The organism is Cellulomonas telluris, assembly GCF_004886325.1.
Lineage (GTDB): Bacteria > Actinomycetota > Actinomycetes > Actinomycetales > Cellulomonadaceae > Cellulomonas > Cellulomonas telluris.
The window spans coordinates 372,434-388,331 of sequence record NZ_QXFN01000005.1; the positions used below are offsets into that span (position 1 = coordinate 372,434).

Here is a 15,898-nt window from a genome sequence, read left to right on the forward strand (position 1 = left end):
GCACCTCTCAGGGTGCCCTCAGTGCCCTGCCGCCAGGGTGGGTGGCATGGAGACCACCGCACCCGTGCCCGGCGCCGCACCCGAGGACGCCGCCTCCCCCGCCCCCGTGCGCCGGCACCGCGCGCGGTGGGCCGTCCCGGCCGCCGCCGTCGTCGCGGTCGGCGCCGCCTTCGCCGCCCCGCCGCTGCTGGCCACCGCCGACACCGCCGGCCTGCCCGAGGTGACGCCCGAGGAGCTGGTCGCGCGCGTGCTGGAGGCGGAGCCGCAGGCCCTGTCCGGCACGGTCGTGCACACCGCACGGCTCGGCCTGCCGGACCTGTCCCTCGCCGAGGTCGGCGGCGCCGACCCCATCGGCCTGCTCGGCGGCTCCTCCACCCTGCGCGTGTGGACGGACGGCGAGCAGCGCTCGCGCGTGTCGCTGCTGGGCCAGGCGTCGGAGTACTCCGTGGTCGCGGACGGTGCCCAGGCCTGGACCTACTCGTCCTCGGACGACGAGGTCGTGCACTACGCGCTCTCCGAGGCCGACCGCGCCCGGCTCGACGCGCTCGCCGCCGAGCGGGCGGCGGCGCCCGAGGTCGCGGGCGACCTGCCCACGCCCGAGGAGATCGGCCGTGCCGCGCTCGCCCGCGCCGAGCAGCACGCCACCGTCGGTGTCGACGCGGCGACCACCGTCGCGGGGCGCGACGCGTACCAGGCGGTCGTGACGCCCGCGGGGGCGGACACGCTCGTGGGGCGCATCGTCGTGGCGGTGGACGCGCAGACGTGGACGCCGCTGCGCGTGCAGGTGTGGAGCAGCGACGACGCCGAGACGCCCGCGCTCGAGGTCGGCTTCACCGACGTCGCGTTCGCGGCCCCGTCGGACCAGGTGCTCACGTTCTCGCCGCCCCCGGGCGCCGACGTGCGCGAGGTCGTCGTGCCGCTGCCGCAGCACCCGGTGGACCCGCCGGCCGGCGCACCCGACGCCGACGCGCTCGCCGAGGCGCTCGAGGACCCGACGGCCGAGCCGCCGCTGCCCGAGGGCGTCACGGTGACGGGTGACGGCTGGGACGCGGTCGTGCAGGTCGCGAACGTCGACGTCGCGGGCCTGCTCGCCGCCGACCCGGCCGCGGTGGCCGAGCTCGCCGTGCCGCAGAAGACCTTCGGCTCGGCCGGTGCGCAGGAGCTGTACGAGCAGTTCGTCCCGCAGGACGGCGAGGGCCCGGTGCCCGACCTGGACCAGCAGGCGCTGTACGACCAGCTGACGACGCCCGTCGAGGGCGGCCGCCTCCTGGAGTCGTCGCTGCTGTCCGTGCTGGTGCTCGACGACGGCCGCGTCCTGGCCGGCGCCGTCCCCGCGCAGACGCTGCTCGACCTCGCCGGCTGAGCCGGCGGTGACCACCACCGGCAGGACGGACGCGCCCGGCGCGCGCCCGCCGGCGCCGCGGGGGCAGGCTGGTGCGGTGACGCGCACCCACGAGCCCCCGCAGCCGGCGGCCGCGGAGGCCGTGCCGGGCGCGCCGGCCGCGGTCGCCACGCGCGGCCTGACCAAGCGCTTCGCGACCGGTCAGGTCGCCGTCGACGGCCTCGACCTGCACGTGCCGCGCGGCGCCGTCTTCGGGTTCCTCGGGCCGAACGGGTCGGGCAAGACGACGACCATCCGGATGCTGCTGGGGCTCGTGCGGCCGACCGCCGGCACGGTGCACCTGCTGGGCGAGCCGATGCCCGACGCGGCGGCGCGCGTGCTGCCGCGCGTCGGCGCGCTCGTCGAGGGGCCGGCGTTCCACCCGTACCTGTCGGGCCGGGCGAACCTGGGACGCGTCGACGCCGCCGACGCCACGACCGACCCGCGCACCCGCGCCCGCCGCGTCGAGGAGGCGCTCGAGCGCGTCGGCCTGCGCGCCGCGGGCGACAAGCGGTACCGGCAGTACTCGCTGGGCATGAAGCAGCGGCTGGGGCTCGCCGCCGCGCTGCTGCGTCCCCGGGACCTGCTCGTCCTGGACGAGCCGACCAACGGCCTGGACCCGCAGGGCACCCGCGAGGTGCGCCACCTCGTGCGCGAGCTCGCCGACGGCGGCGCCACCGTGCTGGTGTCCTCGCACCTGCTCGCCGAGATCGAGCAGGTGTGCACGCACGTGGGGATCATGGGGCGCGGCCGGCTGCTCCTGCAGGGCCCGCGCGCGGAGCTCACGGCGCGGCGCGGCGTGCACGCGGTCGTGCGCACGACGCCCGCCCACGTCGAGGCCGGCCTCGCCGAGCTGCGCCGCCTGGGCCTGCCCGACGCGCGCGCCGACGCGCGTGCCCCGGGGCCGGCCGACGAGCCGACCCTGGTCGCCGGGCTGCCGGACGACGCGCCGCCGCCGCAGGAGGTCGCCGCCGCGCTCGTGCGTGCCGGCGTGGACCTCGTCGCGTTCGACGTGCGGCGGCCGTCCCTCGAGGAGGTCTTCGTGGAGCTCACCGGGGAGGGCTTCGATGTCGCCCGCTGACGTCGCCGCACCGGCGCGCGCCGCCGAGGACGCCCGCTACGCGCCCCGCCGCGGCGCCCTGGGCCGGCTGCTGCGCTCGGAGCTGCGGCTCGTGCTGGGCCGTCGCCGCAACGTCGTCCTGCTCGTGGGGCTCGCGCTGGTGCCGGTGCTGCTCGGGCTCGTCCTGTTCCTCACCCGGGACACGGCGCTCGCCGGGCAGGGGCCGCCGTTCGTCACGAGCGTGACGAGCAACGGACTGTTCCTCGTCGTCGCGTCGCTGTTCCTGTGCCTGCCGTTCCTGCTGCCGCTGACGATCGGGATCGCGTCGGGCGACGCGGTCGCGGGCGAGGCCGCGGCCGGGACGCTGCGGTACCTGCTGGTCGTGCCGGTCGGGCGCACGCGCCTGCTGCTCGTCAAGGCGTGCGCGGCGCTGGCGTTCGCGGCGGCCGCCGTCCTGGCGATCGCCGTCGTCGGGCTCGTCGCGGGCGCCGTGCTGTTCGGGCTCGGGGACCTCACGCTGCTGTCGGGCGACACGATCCCGCTGTCGGCCGGGGTGCTGCGGGTCGCGGGCGTCGTCGCGTACGTGGGGCTGTCCATGACGGGCCTCGTCGCGGTGGGCCTGTTCTTCTCGACGCTCACCGAGGTCCCGGTCGGCGCCATGGCGGCGACGGTCGTCGTGGCGGTCGTGTCGAGCGTCCTGGGGCAGCTGCCGCAACTCGAGGTGATCCACCCGTACCTGCTGACCACGCACTGGTTCGACTTCGCCGAGATGCTGCGGATCCGCCCCGACGGCGGCGTCCTCGCCGAGGGTCTGGCGGTCCAGGCGGCCTGGGTGGCGGTGTTCGGCTCGCTCGCGTGGGCGCGGTTCACCACGGCCGACGTCTCGTCCTGAGGACGTCCGGCCCGTGAGCCCGCCCGGGGCGCGGGTGCCAGACTCGCCCCCATGACGATCTTCGGCCCGGACCTCGACCGCCCGGAGGGGCTCACCTACGCGGTCGTCCTCACGCGCGCGGACCGGGACGCGGTCGTGGCGGTGCTGACGACCGAGCGGTTCAGCGGCTGGGTCGGCCCCGCCGAGGACGGCTGGGTCGTCGCCGTCCCGGAGAGCCCGCTCGGTCACGTGGCGGCGCGGCGCCAGCACGTGGAGGAGCTCGGCGGGACGCTCGCCGCCGCCGTCGCCGGCCCGGTCGTCACCGTCGTCGTGACCCGCGACGAGCTCCTGGAGCTGTGGGCGTGGGACGGGCCGCGCGTGGTCCTCGAGTACGTGTCGGACCCGGCGAAGGCCGACCCCGAGGACGAGACCGCGATGTGGTCCGGCCCGCGCGGGGTGCACCAGGCCCCCGCGCTCGCCGCCCTCTCCGGGCGGCCCGACGCCGCCGAGGACGTCGGCGAGCTGCTCGGCGAGGAGCTCGGCGAGTCCGAGCAGGAGTCGGAGCGTCTCATGGCGGTCGCCCGCCTGCTCGGCTGGCCGGAGTGGCTCGTCGCCGTCGACTCGCTGCCCCGCCGGGTGCCCGGCGGGCCGGACGCCGGCGCGTTCGTGCGCCTGCGGGTGGGGCGCACCGGACCGGTCGGCGTCCTCGCCGCCCGCGCCGCGCGCGTCGTGCGCCGCGACGCCTGACCCCACCGGGCCCTGGGCAGGCGCGCCGCGACGCGGCAGGCTGGCCCCGTGACCGCCGAACCGCGCGACCCGCGCCTGCGCGAGCTCGTGCTGCTGCGCCGCGTCCGGGACCGCATCGACCGGGACTACGCCCAGCCGCTCGACGTCGAGGCGCTCGCACGGTCGGTGCACCTGTCCGCGGGGCACCTGAGCCGGCGCTTCCGCGCCGTGTACGGCGAGTCGCCCTACAGCTACCTCATGACGCGGCGCATCGAACGGGCCATGACGCTGCTGCGCCGCGGCGACCTGTCCGTCACAGACGTGTGCTTCGCCGTCGGCTGCTCGTCCCTCGGCACGTTCAGCACCCGCTTCTCCGAGCTCGTCGGGATGTCGCCGAGCGCGTACCGGCGGCTGGCGGCCGAGGACGGGCGCGGCCTGCCGGGGTGCGTCGCGAAGCAGGTGATGCGGCCGGTCAGGAATCGAGAAGCACGCCGCACGGGCACGTCCCTAGCGTGAGCGGCATGGACCTGATCATCCGCAACTGCTTCCTCCCGGCCGACGACCCCGAGACGTCGCTGGCGTTCTACCGCGACGTGCTCGGCTTCGAGGTCCGCCTCGACGTCGGGTACGGCGCCATGCGCTGGATCACCGTGGGTCCGCCCGGGCAGCCGGAGACGTCGATCGTCCTGCACCCGCCGGCCGCGGACCCCGGCCTCACCGACGACGAGCGCCGCACCATCGCCGAGCTCATGGCCAAGGGCAGCTACGCGTCGATCGTGCTCGCGACGCCGGACCTGGACGGGACGTTCGCGCGCGTCCAGGAGGGCGGCGCCGAGGTCGTCCAGGAGCCGATGGACCAGCCCTACGGCCTGCGGGACTGCGCGTTCCGCGACCCCGCCGGGAACATGGTCCGCATCAACCAGCTGACCTGAGCCGTCGCGGGCGCGCCGCCGCCGGCGCGCCGACGCGGTGCACGACCACCACCGTGTCGTCCGTCGACCCCTCCGGCGCCATGCGGGCGAGCAGCTCGTCCGCGAGCGCGTCCGGGGAGGCCGCGGGGTCCACCACCTCGGACAGGACGGCCTCGAGCCGCCCGAACCGCTCACGCAGGGCCGAGCCGCGGCGCTCCAGCAGGCCGTCCGTGCACAGCACGAGGACGTCGCCCTCCGTGAGCGGCGCGACCGCCTGCGCGCGCGGCCCCGCCGGGACCGTCAGCGGACGCCCGCGCCCCGACGAGAGCCACGTGACGGTGCGGTCGGCGTGCAGCACGAGGCCCGGCGGGTGGCCGGCGGAGGAGTACGTGAACGTGCCGGCGTCGGGGTCGACGACGCCGCACAGCACGGTGGCCATCTCGGCCCCGGGCAGCGTCCGCGCGAAGACGTCCAGGCCGTCGAGGACCTCGGCGGGGCCGGCCGTGCGCAGCAGCAGGGCCCGCGCGGCGCTGCGCAGCTGGCCCATGCGGGAGGCGGCCTCCAGGCCGTGGCCGACGCAGTCGCCGACGACGATGCCGAGCGGCCCGGAGGTGGGCGCGTCGGCGCCCGCGTCCCACCGGTACCCGCCCTGCTCGTCGTCCTCGTCGTCGGCCGCACGGCCGAGCTCCACGACGTCGTACCAGTCGCCGCCGACCGTGAGGTCGCGGACGGCGGGCACGTACCGCGTCGCGACGTCGGCGCGCGCGACGTCGGGCTCGAGCATCGCGTGCTGCAGCACGTCCGAGACCCGGGTGACCGCCGCGACCTGCCGCTCGAGGCGCAGCGCCGCGGTCACCGACGCGGTCACGGTGTCGGCCACGACCCGCGTGAACGCCCGCGCCTGGTCGTCGACCGGGCGCAGCGCGTTGAGCCGCACCGCCACCGCGCCGACCCGGCGGTCGGTCTCGGCGAGGGCGAACGGCAGCACGCGCACGTGGCCGTCCTCGACGGGGCGGCCGGCGGCCAGCGCCTGCGCGACGAGCGCGTCGGGGGCCGCGACCGGCGTGCCGGAGGCACCCACCACCTCGGCCTCGCCCGGGCGCCCGAGGTGCACCTCGACGGCCACCACGTCCGGCCCCGCGTCGAGCAGGCCGGTCGCCGCGGACACGACCCCCGCCACCGTGCTGGGCGCCCCCTGCAGGGCCAGCGAGAGCTCCGCGAGCATCCGCACGCGCCGCTGCTCGACGACGAGGTGCGTGGTGTCGGTCGCGATGTCGAGGAGCCCGTTGACCGTCCCGTCGGCGTCGCGCAGCGGGCTGTACGAGTAGGTGAAGAACGTCTCCTCGTCGTAGCCGGAGCGGTGCATGACGAGCCGCTGGTCGGCCACCCACGTCGGCCGCCCGTGCTCCATGACCTCGCGGACGAGGGGCGCGATGTCGTCCCAGACCTCCGGCCACACCTGCCGCAGGGGCGCGCCCATCGCGGCGGGGTGCTTGCGGCTGCCGAGGATCTCCCGGTAGCCGTCGTTGTAGAGCATCGTCAGGCCCGGCCCCCACGTGACCAGGACGGGGAAGCGCGTGCTCAGGCACATCTCGACCGCCGAGCGCAGCGCCGCCGGCCACGTCGACGGCGCGCCGAGGGGTGTCGCCGTCCAGTCGGTCGCACGCACGACCTCGCCCATCGCGTCGCGCGCGGTGGCGCGCAGGAACCAGGGCGACCTCACGTGTGGACCCTAACGGCGGCCCCGTCCGGGTGCGCGGACGCGCGCCGCCGGGGCCACCGGCCGCGCACCGGTGCCCGGACCGGCAGGATGGGCCGCGTGAGCGTCACCGGCACCGACCACCCCCGCGTCCTGCGCAGCGCCCTGCTCGTGGACTTCGACAACGTCTACATCGGCCTCAAGCGGCTCGACCCCGCCGCCGCGGAGGCGTTCGCGACGAACCCCGGCCACTGGCTGGACGAGCTCGCGCAGGGCGCCGACACGGACGGAGCGGTCACCCGCCGCTTCCTCGTGCGGGCCTGCTACCTCAACCCCTCCGTCTACGCGCGGTACCGCCCGAACTTCACGCGGGCCGGCTTCCGCGTCGTCGACTGCCCGTCGCTGACCCAGCAGGGCAAGAGCAGCGCGGACATCAACCTCGTCCTCGACGCGGTGGACGCGCTCGCCGCGCCGACCCGCTACGACGAGTTCGTCATCGTCTCGGCCGACGCCGACTTCACGCCGCTGGCGCAGCGGTGCCGCGCGGACGACCGGCGCGTGACGATCATCACGGCGAGCCCCGCCGCGAGCGCGTACCGGTCCGTGGCGGACAGCGTCGTGGGCGCGGACGCCCTGGCGGACCTGGTGACGCAGACCGCGTCGCCGCTCGACGTGGACGCCGCACCTGCGGCGCCGGAGCCGGAGGCTGCCACGGCGCCGACGGCCCGGGCGGCCGACGACGCGCCCTCCCCCGCACCGACGCCCGCGGCGACCGAGGCCACGACCTCGGCGGCCGCGCCGGCCGGCGAGCCCGCCACCCAGGCCGCCGCGACGACCACGACCGCGTCGGACAGCCGCGCCCGGCGCGCGGTGCGCCGGCACGTGCGGACCGCGGACCGGCCCGTCCCGCTGGGCGCCGTCGCGCAGGTCGCGCTGGCCGCCGACCCGACGCTCTCGGCCGGCGGGTGGGGCGGCGCGGGCGGCTTCGCGGGGTGGCTCACCCGGTCCCTGCCGGACCTCGCGGTCTCGACCCGGCCGCCGGGCCACGTGTGGGACCCGCGCCGCTTCGGCGAGGCCGACCTGCCGGGGGCGGTGGCCGACACCGACCCGACGGAGCTGCAGAAGCAGGTCATCGCCGTCACGGACACCCCGGGGCTCAGCCAGGAGCACTACCGCGTGCTGCTCGAGCGCCTCGCGGACGACCTGGCCGAGCACCCGTTCGAGCGGGTGGGCACCTCGCGGCGCGTGCACGAGGCGTGCCAGCAGGCGGGCGCGAAGGTCGGCCGGTCGACGGTGAACTTCGTCCTGTCGGGCGTGCTGTACACGGGGCTGTCGCTCACCGAGCCGCGGACGGCGCGCGAGCTCGCCTCCGCGTGGGCGGACAACGTGATCGGCCTGTGCCGCGGTGCGCGCATGGAGCTGACCGCGGGCGACGCCGCGGCCATCCGCGCCTGGGTGGGCGGCGGCCTGGCCGACTCCTGACCCGCCGGCGGTCCCGGACGACGACGGCCCGGCCACCCCTGGGGGCGGCCGGGCCGTGGGGCGGACGGGAGGGGGTCAGGCGACGGCGGGCGCGACGGCGGGCTGCGCCGCGGCGGGGCCGCGGTACGTGCTGTCACCGAGCCACAGCACGTAGAGGAAGACCACGGGCAGCAGCACGAGCCCGACGGTGAAGCCGGGGCCGCGGCCGAACGAGCGCGACACGTCGTTCCAGACCACGACGAGCACGACGACGTTGAGGACCGGCACCAGCAGGAGCAGGAACCACCACAGCGGCCGGCCGGCGACCCGGAGCAGGACGAGGGTGTTGAGGACCGGGACGAACGCCTGTCAGGCCGGCTCGCCGGCCTTGCGGAAGACGCCGGCGAGGGCGATCGCGACGACGACGTAGACGACGACGGACGCGACGACGGAGACGACGAGCACGCCCGCCGCGAGGGCGGTGTCGGTCGTCGTCGTGGTGAGTGCGGTGAGCATGTGCGCAAGGTAGCCGGACGGACGTCCGGTATGCCCGTTCCGTCCGGGGATGCGCCCGTTCGGAGCAGCGGCGCCTCAGGTCAGGAACGCCTGCACCAGGGCGGCGAGCTCGTGCGGGTGCCGGGTGGGCAGCAGGTGCCCGGCGCGCGGCACGACCGCGGTGCGCGCTCCGGGGAGCGACCCCGCGAGCAGCGCCGTGTGCTCGGGACGCACGAGGTCGCGCTCCCCCACCACGACGAGGACCGGCACGTCGACACGCGCCAGGTCGCGCGGGTCGATGCGCGGGTGCTCGGTCATCAGGGCGGTCCGCTCGGCGGCGGCGGCCAGCGCCGGGACGCGACCGGCGAGCGCGCGCTGGAGGCGGTGCACGGACCGCGCGGTGCGCAGGAACCCGCTCGTCATCCCCTCGGGGAACAGGTTCGCGCCGACGACCACGAGCCGCCCGACCAGGTCCGGCCGGCGCAGCACGAGCTCGAGCGCGACGTTGCCGCCGTCGCTGAACCCGAGCACGTCGACGCCGCGCAGGCCGAGCAGGTCCAGGACCGCCGCGACGTCGTCCGCCATGGACGCGATCGTCAGCGGGCCGTCGCCCCGGGGCGAGCGGCCGTGGCCGCGCGAGTCGACGCCCACGAGCGTCCGGCCCTCGCCCAGCAGCGGGACGAGGCGGTCGAACACGTGGTGGTCCTCGCCGTTGCCGTGCAGGAGCACGAGCGGCCGGCCCCGGCCCCGGGCCACGACCCACAGGGGGCCGACGCGTCCGCCGGGGGCGGCGAGCCGGTCCAGGGAGGCGACGGGGTCGGGCGCGCTCATCCCGGCAGGCTAGCGCCGGGGCGGGTCACCGGTCAGGCGAGCGCGTCCGCGAGCATCCGGAGCATCGCCTCCCGCGACGGCGTGCGGTCCGCCGGGGTGCCGCGCACGGCGCCGGTGATCGGCTGGACCATCAGCTCGTCGGTGCCGAGCCGCGCGGCGAGCGCACGCACCTGCTCGGCCGCGGAGCGGGGGTCGCCCACGATCCAGGACGCGCTGAGGGCGGCGAGGTGCTCGTCGGCCGCCGCGGGCAGCGGGTTCTCCTCCGCCTCCTCGACGAGCTCCTGGAACGCGAGCGTCTGCCCGGCGCGCAGGCGCCACATGCTGCGCAGCTGCGGCAGGGTGAGCCGCCGCGCCTCCTGCTCGGTCTCGGCGACGGCGACGTTGGCGACGGCGATGGTCCGGGGCTCGGCCAGGTCCTCGGACGGGACGAACGTGCGCCGGTACAGCGCCGTCGCCTCGTCGGTGCCGCGGCCGGCGAAGTGGTGCGCGAACACGTAGGGCAGGCCGAGCCGGCCGGCGAGCTGCGCCGAGTACGACGACGAGCCGAGCAGCCACAGCTGCGGCGCCGACGTGGCGCGCGGCGTGGCGCGCAGCGGGTACGTGCTCGAGCCGACACGGACCTCGACGCCGCCGGGACGCACCAGCGCGCGCAGCGTCGCGACGTCGTCGTCGAACGTGTCGACGCCCTCGGCGGACTGGCCGCGGCGCAGCAGGTGGCTCGTCACGGGGTCCGAGCCGGGGGCGCGGCCGATGCCGACGTCGACGCGGCCGGGGTACGCGGCCTCGAGCAGGGCGACCTGCTCGGCGACGACCAGCGGCGAGTGGTTCGGCAGCATCACGCCGCCCGAGCCCACCCGGACGCGCGTGGTGGCGGCCGCGATCATGCTCATGAGCAGCGGCGGGTTGGTCGCCGCGACCGCGGGCATGTTGTGGTGCTCGGCCACCCAGTAGCGGCGCACCCCCACCTCGTCGGCGACGCGGGCCAGCGCGAGCGTCGAGGCCAGGGCGTCAGCCGTGGTCTGGTCGGTGCGGACGGGGACGAGGTCGAGCACGGAGAGCGCGGTCACACCGGTGCCAACTCCCGGCGCCCGCCCCGTCATCCCGAGACGTCGGTCACGCGCGCTCGAGCAGCGTGAGCACCTCGTAGTGACCCGTGTGCGGGAACATGTCGAGCACCTGCGCGCGGCGCGGCCGCAGCGACGGCATCGCCGCCAGGTCGCGCGCGAGCGACGTGGCGTTGCACGACGAGTACAGGACCCGGTCGACGCCCGACTCCTCGAGCCACCGCGCGAGCGGCTCGCCGAGCCCGCGCCGCGGCGGGTTGACCACCACGAGGTCCGGCACGTCGGCGGCCGCGAGCGCGAAGGCCGTCGCGTCGCCCGCGAGGAAGCGGGTGCCCGGCAGACCGGCCTCGCGCGCCGACTGCTCCGCGCTGGCCACCGCCTCGGCGCTGGCCTCGACGCCCACGACGGCGCGGCCCGGCCCCGCCAGGTGCAGCGCGAACCCGCCGACGCCGCAGTACAGGTCCCAGACGGTGGACGGCGCGGCCTCGTCCGCCCACGCGGTGGCCTGCCGGTACAGCGCGGCCGCCACCTCGGTGTTCGTCTGGAAGAAGCTGCGCGGCCGCAGGTGCAGGTCGAGGCCGTTGACGTGCATGCGCAGCGTCGCGCGCTCCGTCAGCAGCTCCTCGCGCTCCCCCTCGAGCACGGCGGCGTGCGCCGGCTGGACGTTGACGGACGCGACCGTGAGCGCGGGCAGCCGCTCCTGCAGCCACGGCAGGTGCTTGCGCACCCGGGCGAGCGCCTCGGTGCTGCGCAGCACGAACCGGACGAGCAGCTCACCGTCGGGGCTGACCGTGACGAGCAGGTGCTTGAGCTCGCCGCGCCGGGCCGGGACGTCGTAGGGCGTGAGGCCCGCGCGCGCGACGAACGCCGCGAGGGGCGCGAAGGCCGCCTGCAGCGCGGGCGGGTACAGCGGGCAGTCCTGCAGGTCCACGCCGAGCCCGTGCACGTCGAGGATGCCGAGCGTCGGCGCGTCCGCGGTGCCGGCGACCACCATCTTCGCCTTGTTGCGGAAGCCGGCCTCCGCGCTCGTCACGGGCGGCAGCCACGTGACGTCCGCCGGGTCGCCGAGCACCTCGCGGACGCGGCGCTCCTTGTCGGCGACCTGCGCCGGGTACGCCTGCGCGAGGAGCGTGCACGAGGAGCACACCCCCGCGTCGAAGTAGGCGCAGCGCACCCGTCCAGGGTAGGTGCGGCCCGCCCCGTACCGGCCCGGCCGGCGGTGTGACGGTGCGCGCACACGGCGCGGCGGCCCGGTCGTGACCGACCGGACCGCCGCGCCGTGGGTGGGGACGTCAGTAGCCCTGCGGGCTGTACGCCTGGCTCCCCTGGTCGTCCTGGCCACCGCCCTGGACGCTGCCCTGGACGCGCTCGCGCGCACCCTGCGCCTCGTCCTTGACGGACGACGCCGCGTCCTGGCCGGCGCTCTTGACCTGCTGAGCGCCCTCCGTGGCGCGGTCCTTGAGCGCGGCGGCGGCCTCCTGCGCCGGCTCGCGGAGGTTCTCGGCCGCCTCCTGGGCGACGCCCTTCACCGCCGGGGCGAGGTCCTGCGCCTTGTCCTTGACGGCCGACGCCGCACGCGCCTCCTTCTGGCTCGCGGGCAGCAGCGAGCCGGCGAGCCAGCCCACGCCGAACGCGATGAGACCCGCGGCGAGCGGGTTGCCCGCGGCCGCCTCCTTGGCACGGCCGGGCGCCGCCGCGGCTGCGTCCTTCACCTGGCCGGGGGCCCCGGCGACCGAGTGGCCCACCGACGAGCCGGCCGACGAGGCCGAGGACGCCGCCCCCGAGGCCTTGTCGGCGACCGCGTGGCCGGCGCCGCCGACCGTGTCGGCCACCGAGTGGCCCGCGTCGCTGACGGTACCCATGACCCGCTCCTTCACCTCGCTCAGGCGGCTCTTCACCTCGTCGGCCTTGCGGTGCGCGACCGTCTTCGGGTTCACGCTGTCGGTCAGCTGGTCGACGTTCGCCGAGAGGTCAGCGCGGGTGCGCTCGATGTCGGCGCGGATCTGGTCCGGGTCGCTCGTGCTCATCGGTTCTTCTCCTCGTGTCCTGCGGCGGCGTTGGGGATCTTCTTGAGGGTCTCGGCCGTGCGCGGCGCGCCACCGACCTGCTTGACCTGCTTCTGCCCGCGCTTGGCGAGCACCAGCGCGACGACTCCCCAGAGGATCGCCACGACCAGGGCCGACCAGCCCCGGTTGATGAGGGCACCGAGCGCCCACCACAGCGAGACCGAGAGGAACACCAGGGCGAGGTTGGCTGCGACGGCGGCCCCGCCGAACATGCCGGCGCCGGTCCCCGCCTTCTTCGCCTGGTCGGTGAGCTCGACCTTCGCGAGCTCGACCTCCTGCCGGAACAGCGTCGACAGGTCCTGCGTGATCTCGCTGAGCAGCGTGCCGATGGACGGCCGCTCGCCGGCGTCGTCGGCCGCGTCGGCGGCCCCGCCCGCGGGGAAGGCACCGCCCGCCGCCGGGTAGCCGGACGTGCCGCCCGCCGGGTAGCCGCCGGCGCCGGGTGCGCCGAGCGGGTCGGTCGCGCCGGTGGTCATCGCTCGTCCTCCCGCTCGACGCCGCGCCACGGCTCGCCGGTCGCGGTGCCGCCGAGGCCCTGCTCGTCGTCCGGGATGCCGCCCGGCGTCGTCTGCACCGGGGTCGGGCCGCCGCCCGTGTCGCCCGTCGCGGTGGTCTCGCCGTAGACGGCGCGCGAGGCGGCCAGGTACTCCGGCTCGTCCTGCGTGGTCGCCGCACCGGGGGTCCCCCACGCGTCGCCCGACGCGACCGTCGAGGCGTCGTCGGCCAGGGAGCCGGTCGCCAGCGGGCCGCCGGTCGTCGTGCCGAGGTCGGCGTCGCCGTAGGCGGCACCGGTGCCCGCGAGCCCGGCACCGGCGTAGCCGGCGCCCGTCGCGTAGCCGCCGGACGTGCCGCCGACGGCACCGGTCGTGCCGCTCACACCGGTGTCCGCGATGCGGGACGCACCGGACGTGCCCTCGTCGGACGAGGCTGCGCCCAGGCCGCGCGTGAGGCGCCCGGCGAGGAGGCCGGCGCCGGCCGCCACGGCCAGGAAGAGGCCCGGCCGGCGGCGCGCGAAGTCGGACACCGCACCGAGCAGGTCGCCCGGCTCGCGGTCGTCGAGCCACGTCGCGGCCGAGCTCGTCCGGTCGGCGAGCTGGCGGGCCAGGTCGGTGGCGAGGCCGCCGCCCTCGCTGCTCTCGGTCATGCGGTTCAGCTCGTCGCCCAGGCCGCGCAGGCCGTCGGCGAGGCGCTTCTGCTGGGCACCGGCCTGGCTGCCCACCTCCGTGCGGGCCTGGTCGAAGAGGCTGCGCGCCTGCTGCTTCGCCTCGTCCGTCACCTGCCGGGCCTGGTCCTTGGCCTCGTGCGCGACGTTCCGGCCGCTCTCGGCCGCGCTCTGCGCCACGCCCGCCGCCTCCTGCTGCGCGGTCTGCGCCGTCTCCTTGGCGGTCTGCTTGGCCGATCCCGTGCCGCTGCTGGCGCCGCCGGGCTGGCCGGCTGCGTAGTCGGTGCTCATGTCGTCGTCCTCTCGCCACGGGTGCGCGTGCACCCGTCGGACCGCTGGGGTCGTCCGTCCCACCCGCCGCGCAGGGGTCGCCGACGCGGCGACCGTCCGGTCGCGCGTGGGTGGGTGTCTGCTGGTGGCCGTCTTCTCGACCGATCGGCGCGTCGGACGCGCCGTCCTGCCGGGGTGCGCACCCCGACGGCGGGCGGTGGCGAGGTGCGCATCCTCACCTCCGGCGCCGTACTGCGACGCTAGGCACACCGTCCAGGACCCGCCACCGGAACGGCTCCGCCGGTGCGCGGCGCGGCCGTGCCGGCCCGCCCGGCGGACCGCTCGGCGCGCGGTCCTGCGAGCCGCCCCGTAGCGTCGACCTGGACGTCCGCACGAGACCGGAGGCGCCGTGACCGCAGGCCCGTCAGCACGGCGGCAGCGCCCGCCCGACCCGCCCGCGGGCCGGGGCCGGACCCTGGTGCGGCTGCTGCTCGGGGGCGTCCTGGCGTTCGCCGGCACGACGCACCTGACCGTGGCCCGCGAGGAGTTCCAGGCGCAGGTGCCGTCGTGGGTGCCCCTCGACCCCGACGTCGTCGTGGTCGCGTCGGGCGTCGTCGAGGTCGCGCTGGGCGGGGCCCTGCTCGCCGCGCCGCGACGGTGGCGGCCGCTGGTCGGCGGTGCCGCCGCGGCGTTCTTCGTCGCGATCTTCCCCGGCAACGTGGCGCAGTACCTCGAGGGCACCGACGGGTTCGGGCTCGACACCGACGCCAAGCGGCTCGCCCGGCTGCCCTTCCAGGTCCCGCTGGTGGTGGGCTCGCTGTGGTCGACGGGGGCCTGGCGCGCGTGGCGGAGCCGCCGGGAGCGGCCCTGACGGACGCGTCCGCCGCGTCCGGCAGGCTGGTGCCGTGAGCACCACCGATCTCGCCTCCCTCGCACCCGTCGCGGCCCGGGTCGTCCGCGCCAACCTCGCGACCGGCTGGCCCTACCACCTCGTCCACCTCGCGCAGGGCCCGGACGACGTCCGCACCCCGGCCGAGCTGTACCCCGCCTTCCACACCTCGTTCGACTGGCACTCGTGCGTGCACATGCACTGGCTGGGGGTCGAGGTGCTGCGCTCCGGGCACGAGGACCCCGAGCTGCGCAGCGCGCTCGGCGAGACCCTGACGACGGAGCGGGTCGCCGGCGAGGTCGACCACCTGCGGGTCCATCCGGCGTTCGAGCGGCCGTACGGGTGGGCGTGGGCGGCGCGGCTCGCGGCGTCCTGCCGCGCGGCGGCCGACGCGGGCGACGACGACGCCGCCGGCTGGGCCGAGGCGACCGCACCGCTCGCCGCGGCCGTGCTCGACCTGGCGCTGCCGTGGCTGGAGCGCGTCGAGCTCCCCGTGCGGCACGGGGTGCACTCGAACACCGCCTTCGGCCTGGCGCTGCTCGTGACGGCCGCGGAGGACCTCGGGCTCACCGGGCGGGCGGACGCGCTGCGGGACCAGGCCGTCCGGCTCTACGGCGACGACCGCGACTGGGCGACCCGCTGGGAGACGAGCGGGCACGACTTCCTCTCCCCCGGGCTGGCGGAGGCCGACCTCATGGCGCGGGTCCTGCCGCGGGACCGGCTGCGGGCGTGGTTCGACGGGTTCCTGCCGCGCCCGCTCGAGCTGGCCCGGCCCGTGCGCGTCGTGGACCCGACCGACGGGCACGCCGTGCACCTCGACGGGCTGAACCTCTCGCGCGCGGGCGCGCTCCTGCGCCTCGCCGACGCGCTCGAGGAGCCGGCGCTGCGGGCCGCGGGCGAGGACCTGCTGGACGTCGGCCTGCGCGCGCTCGACAACCCGGACTTCGTGGCCACGCACTGGCTGGCCTCGTTCGCCTGGGACGCCGTCGCGAGCCGCTGACCCCGGCGGGGC

The 15,898-nt window shown here is 77.0% G+C and carries 17 protein-coding genes and 1 pseudogene; 9 read left to right on the plus strand and 9 right to left on the minus strand.

The window, feature by feature from the left end; translation table 11 throughout:
• The first annotated feature begins 46 nt into the window (after nucleotides 1–46).
• The 6 genes from FB586_RS17295 (at nucleotide 47) to FB586_RS17320 (ending at nucleotide 4,970) form a co-directional block, all read left to right on the plus strand.
• Nucleotides 47–1,363 (plus strand): LolA family protein, encoded by a 1,317-nt coding sequence (locus FB586_RS17295; RefSeq protein ID WP_136520570.1) that lies wholly within the window; start codon nucleotides 47–49, stop codon nucleotides 1,361–1,363.
• Nucleotides 1,364–1,439: 76 nt separating this feature from the next.
• Complete coding sequence (locus FB586_RS17300; RefSeq protein ID WP_136520571.1) at nucleotides 1,440–2,462, plus strand: ABC transporter ATP-binding protein; 1,023 nt, start codon at nucleotides 1,440–1,442, stop codon at nucleotides 2,460–2,462.
• Nucleotides 2,449–3,333 (plus strand): DUF2705 family protein, encoded by an 885-nt coding sequence (locus tag FB586_RS17305; RefSeq protein WP_136520572.1) that lies wholly within the window; start codon nucleotides 2,449–2,451, stop codon nucleotides 3,331–3,333. Before FB586_RS17300 ends, FB586_RS17305 begins: the two co-directional genes overlap by 14 nt.
• Nucleotides 3,334–3,384: 51 nt before the next feature.
• Nucleotides 3,385–4,059 carry a hypothetical protein gene (locus FB586_RS17310; RefSeq protein WP_136520573.1) on the plus strand — a complete coding sequence of 225 codons (675 nt, stop codon included), beginning with the start codon at nucleotides 3,385–3,387 and terminating at the stop codon, nucleotides 4,057–4,059.
• Nucleotides 4,060–4,107: 48 nt separating this feature from the next.
• Nucleotides 4,108–4,554, plus strand: coding sequence for a helix-turn-helix transcriptional regulator (locus tag FB586_RS17315; RefSeq protein ID WP_136520574.1), 447 nt, complete (start codon nucleotides 4,108–4,110; stop codon nucleotides 4,552–4,554).
• A 5-nt stretch (nucleotides 4,555–4,559) separates the two neighbouring features.
• Entirely contained in the window at nucleotides 4,560–4,970 is a 411-nt protein-coding gene (locus FB586_RS17320) for a VOC family protein (protein ID WP_136520575.1), read from the plus strand.
• Here the strand turns inward: FB586_RS17320 and FB586_RS17325 are convergent.
• Nucleotides 4,954–6,672, minus strand: coding sequence for a PP2C family protein-serine/threonine phosphatase (locus FB586_RS17325; protein WP_136520576.1), 1,719 nt, complete (start codon nucleotides 6,670–6,672; stop codon nucleotides 4,954–4,956). The genes FB586_RS17320 and FB586_RS17325 overlap by 17 nt on opposite strands.
• 96 nt (nucleotides 6,673–6,768) lie before the next feature.
• On the opposite strand from FB586_RS17325, the gene FB586_RS17330 reads away from it, so the two are divergent.
• Nucleotides 6,769–8,130 (plus strand): NYN domain-containing protein, encoded by a 1,362-nt coding sequence (locus FB586_RS17330; RefSeq protein ID WP_246036887.1) that lies wholly within the window; start codon nucleotides 6,769–6,771, stop codon nucleotides 8,128–8,130.
• 75 nt (nucleotides 8,131–8,205) lie between these two features.
• On the opposite strand, the pseudogene FB586_RS17335 reads toward FB586_RS17330, so the two are convergent.
• From FB586_RS17335 to FB586_RS17365, 8 genes and pseudogenes are all read right to left on the minus strand, one after another.
• A pseudogene (locus FB586_RS17335) lies at nucleotides 8,206–8,466 on the minus strand (DUF5684 domain-containing protein); the annotation flags it as partial.
• A 12-nt stretch (nucleotides 8,467–8,478) separates the two neighbouring features.
• On the minus strand, nucleotides 8,479–8,625 hold the full coding sequence (locus FB586_RS19510; protein ID WP_168800595.1) for a hypothetical protein: 147 nt from the start codon (nucleotides 8,623–8,625) through the stop codon (nucleotides 8,479–8,481).
• Nucleotides 8,626–8,700: 75 nt separating this feature from the next.
• Nucleotides 8,701–9,435, minus strand: coding sequence for an alpha/beta fold hydrolase (locus tag FB586_RS17340; RefSeq protein WP_136520579.1), 735 nt, complete (start codon nucleotides 9,433–9,435; stop codon nucleotides 8,701–8,703).
• Nucleotides 9,436–9,467: 32 nt separating this feature from the next.
• The gene (locus tag FB586_RS17345) at nucleotides 9,468–10,502 is read right to left on the minus strand and encodes an LLM class flavin-dependent oxidoreductase (RefSeq protein WP_246036889.1); all 1,035 of its coding nucleotides are present in this window, start codon (nucleotides 10,500–10,502) and stop codon (nucleotides 9,468–9,470) included.
• A 46-nt stretch (nucleotides 10,503–10,548) separates the two neighbouring features.
• A complete protein-coding gene (gene rlmC / locus FB586_RS17350) occupies nucleotides 10,549–11,673 on the minus strand; it encodes a 23S rRNA (uracil(747)-C(5))-methyltransferase RlmC (RefSeq protein WP_136520581.1) in 1,125 nt (374 codons plus the stop codon).
• A 118-nt stretch (nucleotides 11,674–11,791) separates the two neighbouring features.
• Nucleotides 11,792–12,526: a DUF3618 domain-containing protein gene (locus FB586_RS17355; protein WP_136520582.1), complete on the minus strand. Its 735-nt coding sequence runs from the start codon at nucleotides 12,524–12,526 to the stop codon at nucleotides 11,792–11,794.
• Entirely contained in the window at nucleotides 12,523–13,041 is a 519-nt protein-coding gene (locus tag FB586_RS17360; RefSeq protein ID WP_136520583.1) for a phage holin family protein, read from the minus strand. Before FB586_RS17360 ends, FB586_RS17355 begins: the two co-directional genes overlap by 4 nt.
• The gene (locus FB586_RS17365) at nucleotides 13,038–14,018 is read right to left on the minus strand and encodes a hypothetical protein (RefSeq protein ID WP_136520584.1); all 981 of its coding nucleotides are present in this window, start codon (nucleotides 14,016–14,018) and stop codon (nucleotides 13,038–13,040) included. The genes FB586_RS17360 and FB586_RS17365 overlap by 4 nt, the downstream gene beginning before the upstream one ends.
• A 388-nt stretch (nucleotides 14,019–14,406) precedes the next feature.
• Here FB586_RS17365 and FB586_RS17370 point away from each other — a divergent pair, with 388 nt between their 5' ends.
• Together FB586_RS17370 and FB586_RS17375 are read left to right on the plus strand one after the other, a co-directional pair.
• On the plus strand, nucleotides 14,407–14,868 hold the full coding sequence (locus FB586_RS17370) for a DoxX-related protein (RefSeq protein ID WP_136520585.1): 462 nt from the start codon (nucleotides 14,407–14,409) through the stop codon (nucleotides 14,866–14,868).
• A gap of 34 nt (nucleotides 14,869–14,902) precedes the next feature.
• On the plus strand, nucleotides 14,903–15,886 hold the full coding sequence (locus tag FB586_RS17375; RefSeq protein WP_136520586.1) for a DUF2891 family protein: 984 nt from the start codon (nucleotides 14,903–14,905) through the stop codon (nucleotides 15,884–15,886).
• Nucleotides 15,887–15,898: the final 12 nt, after the last annotated feature.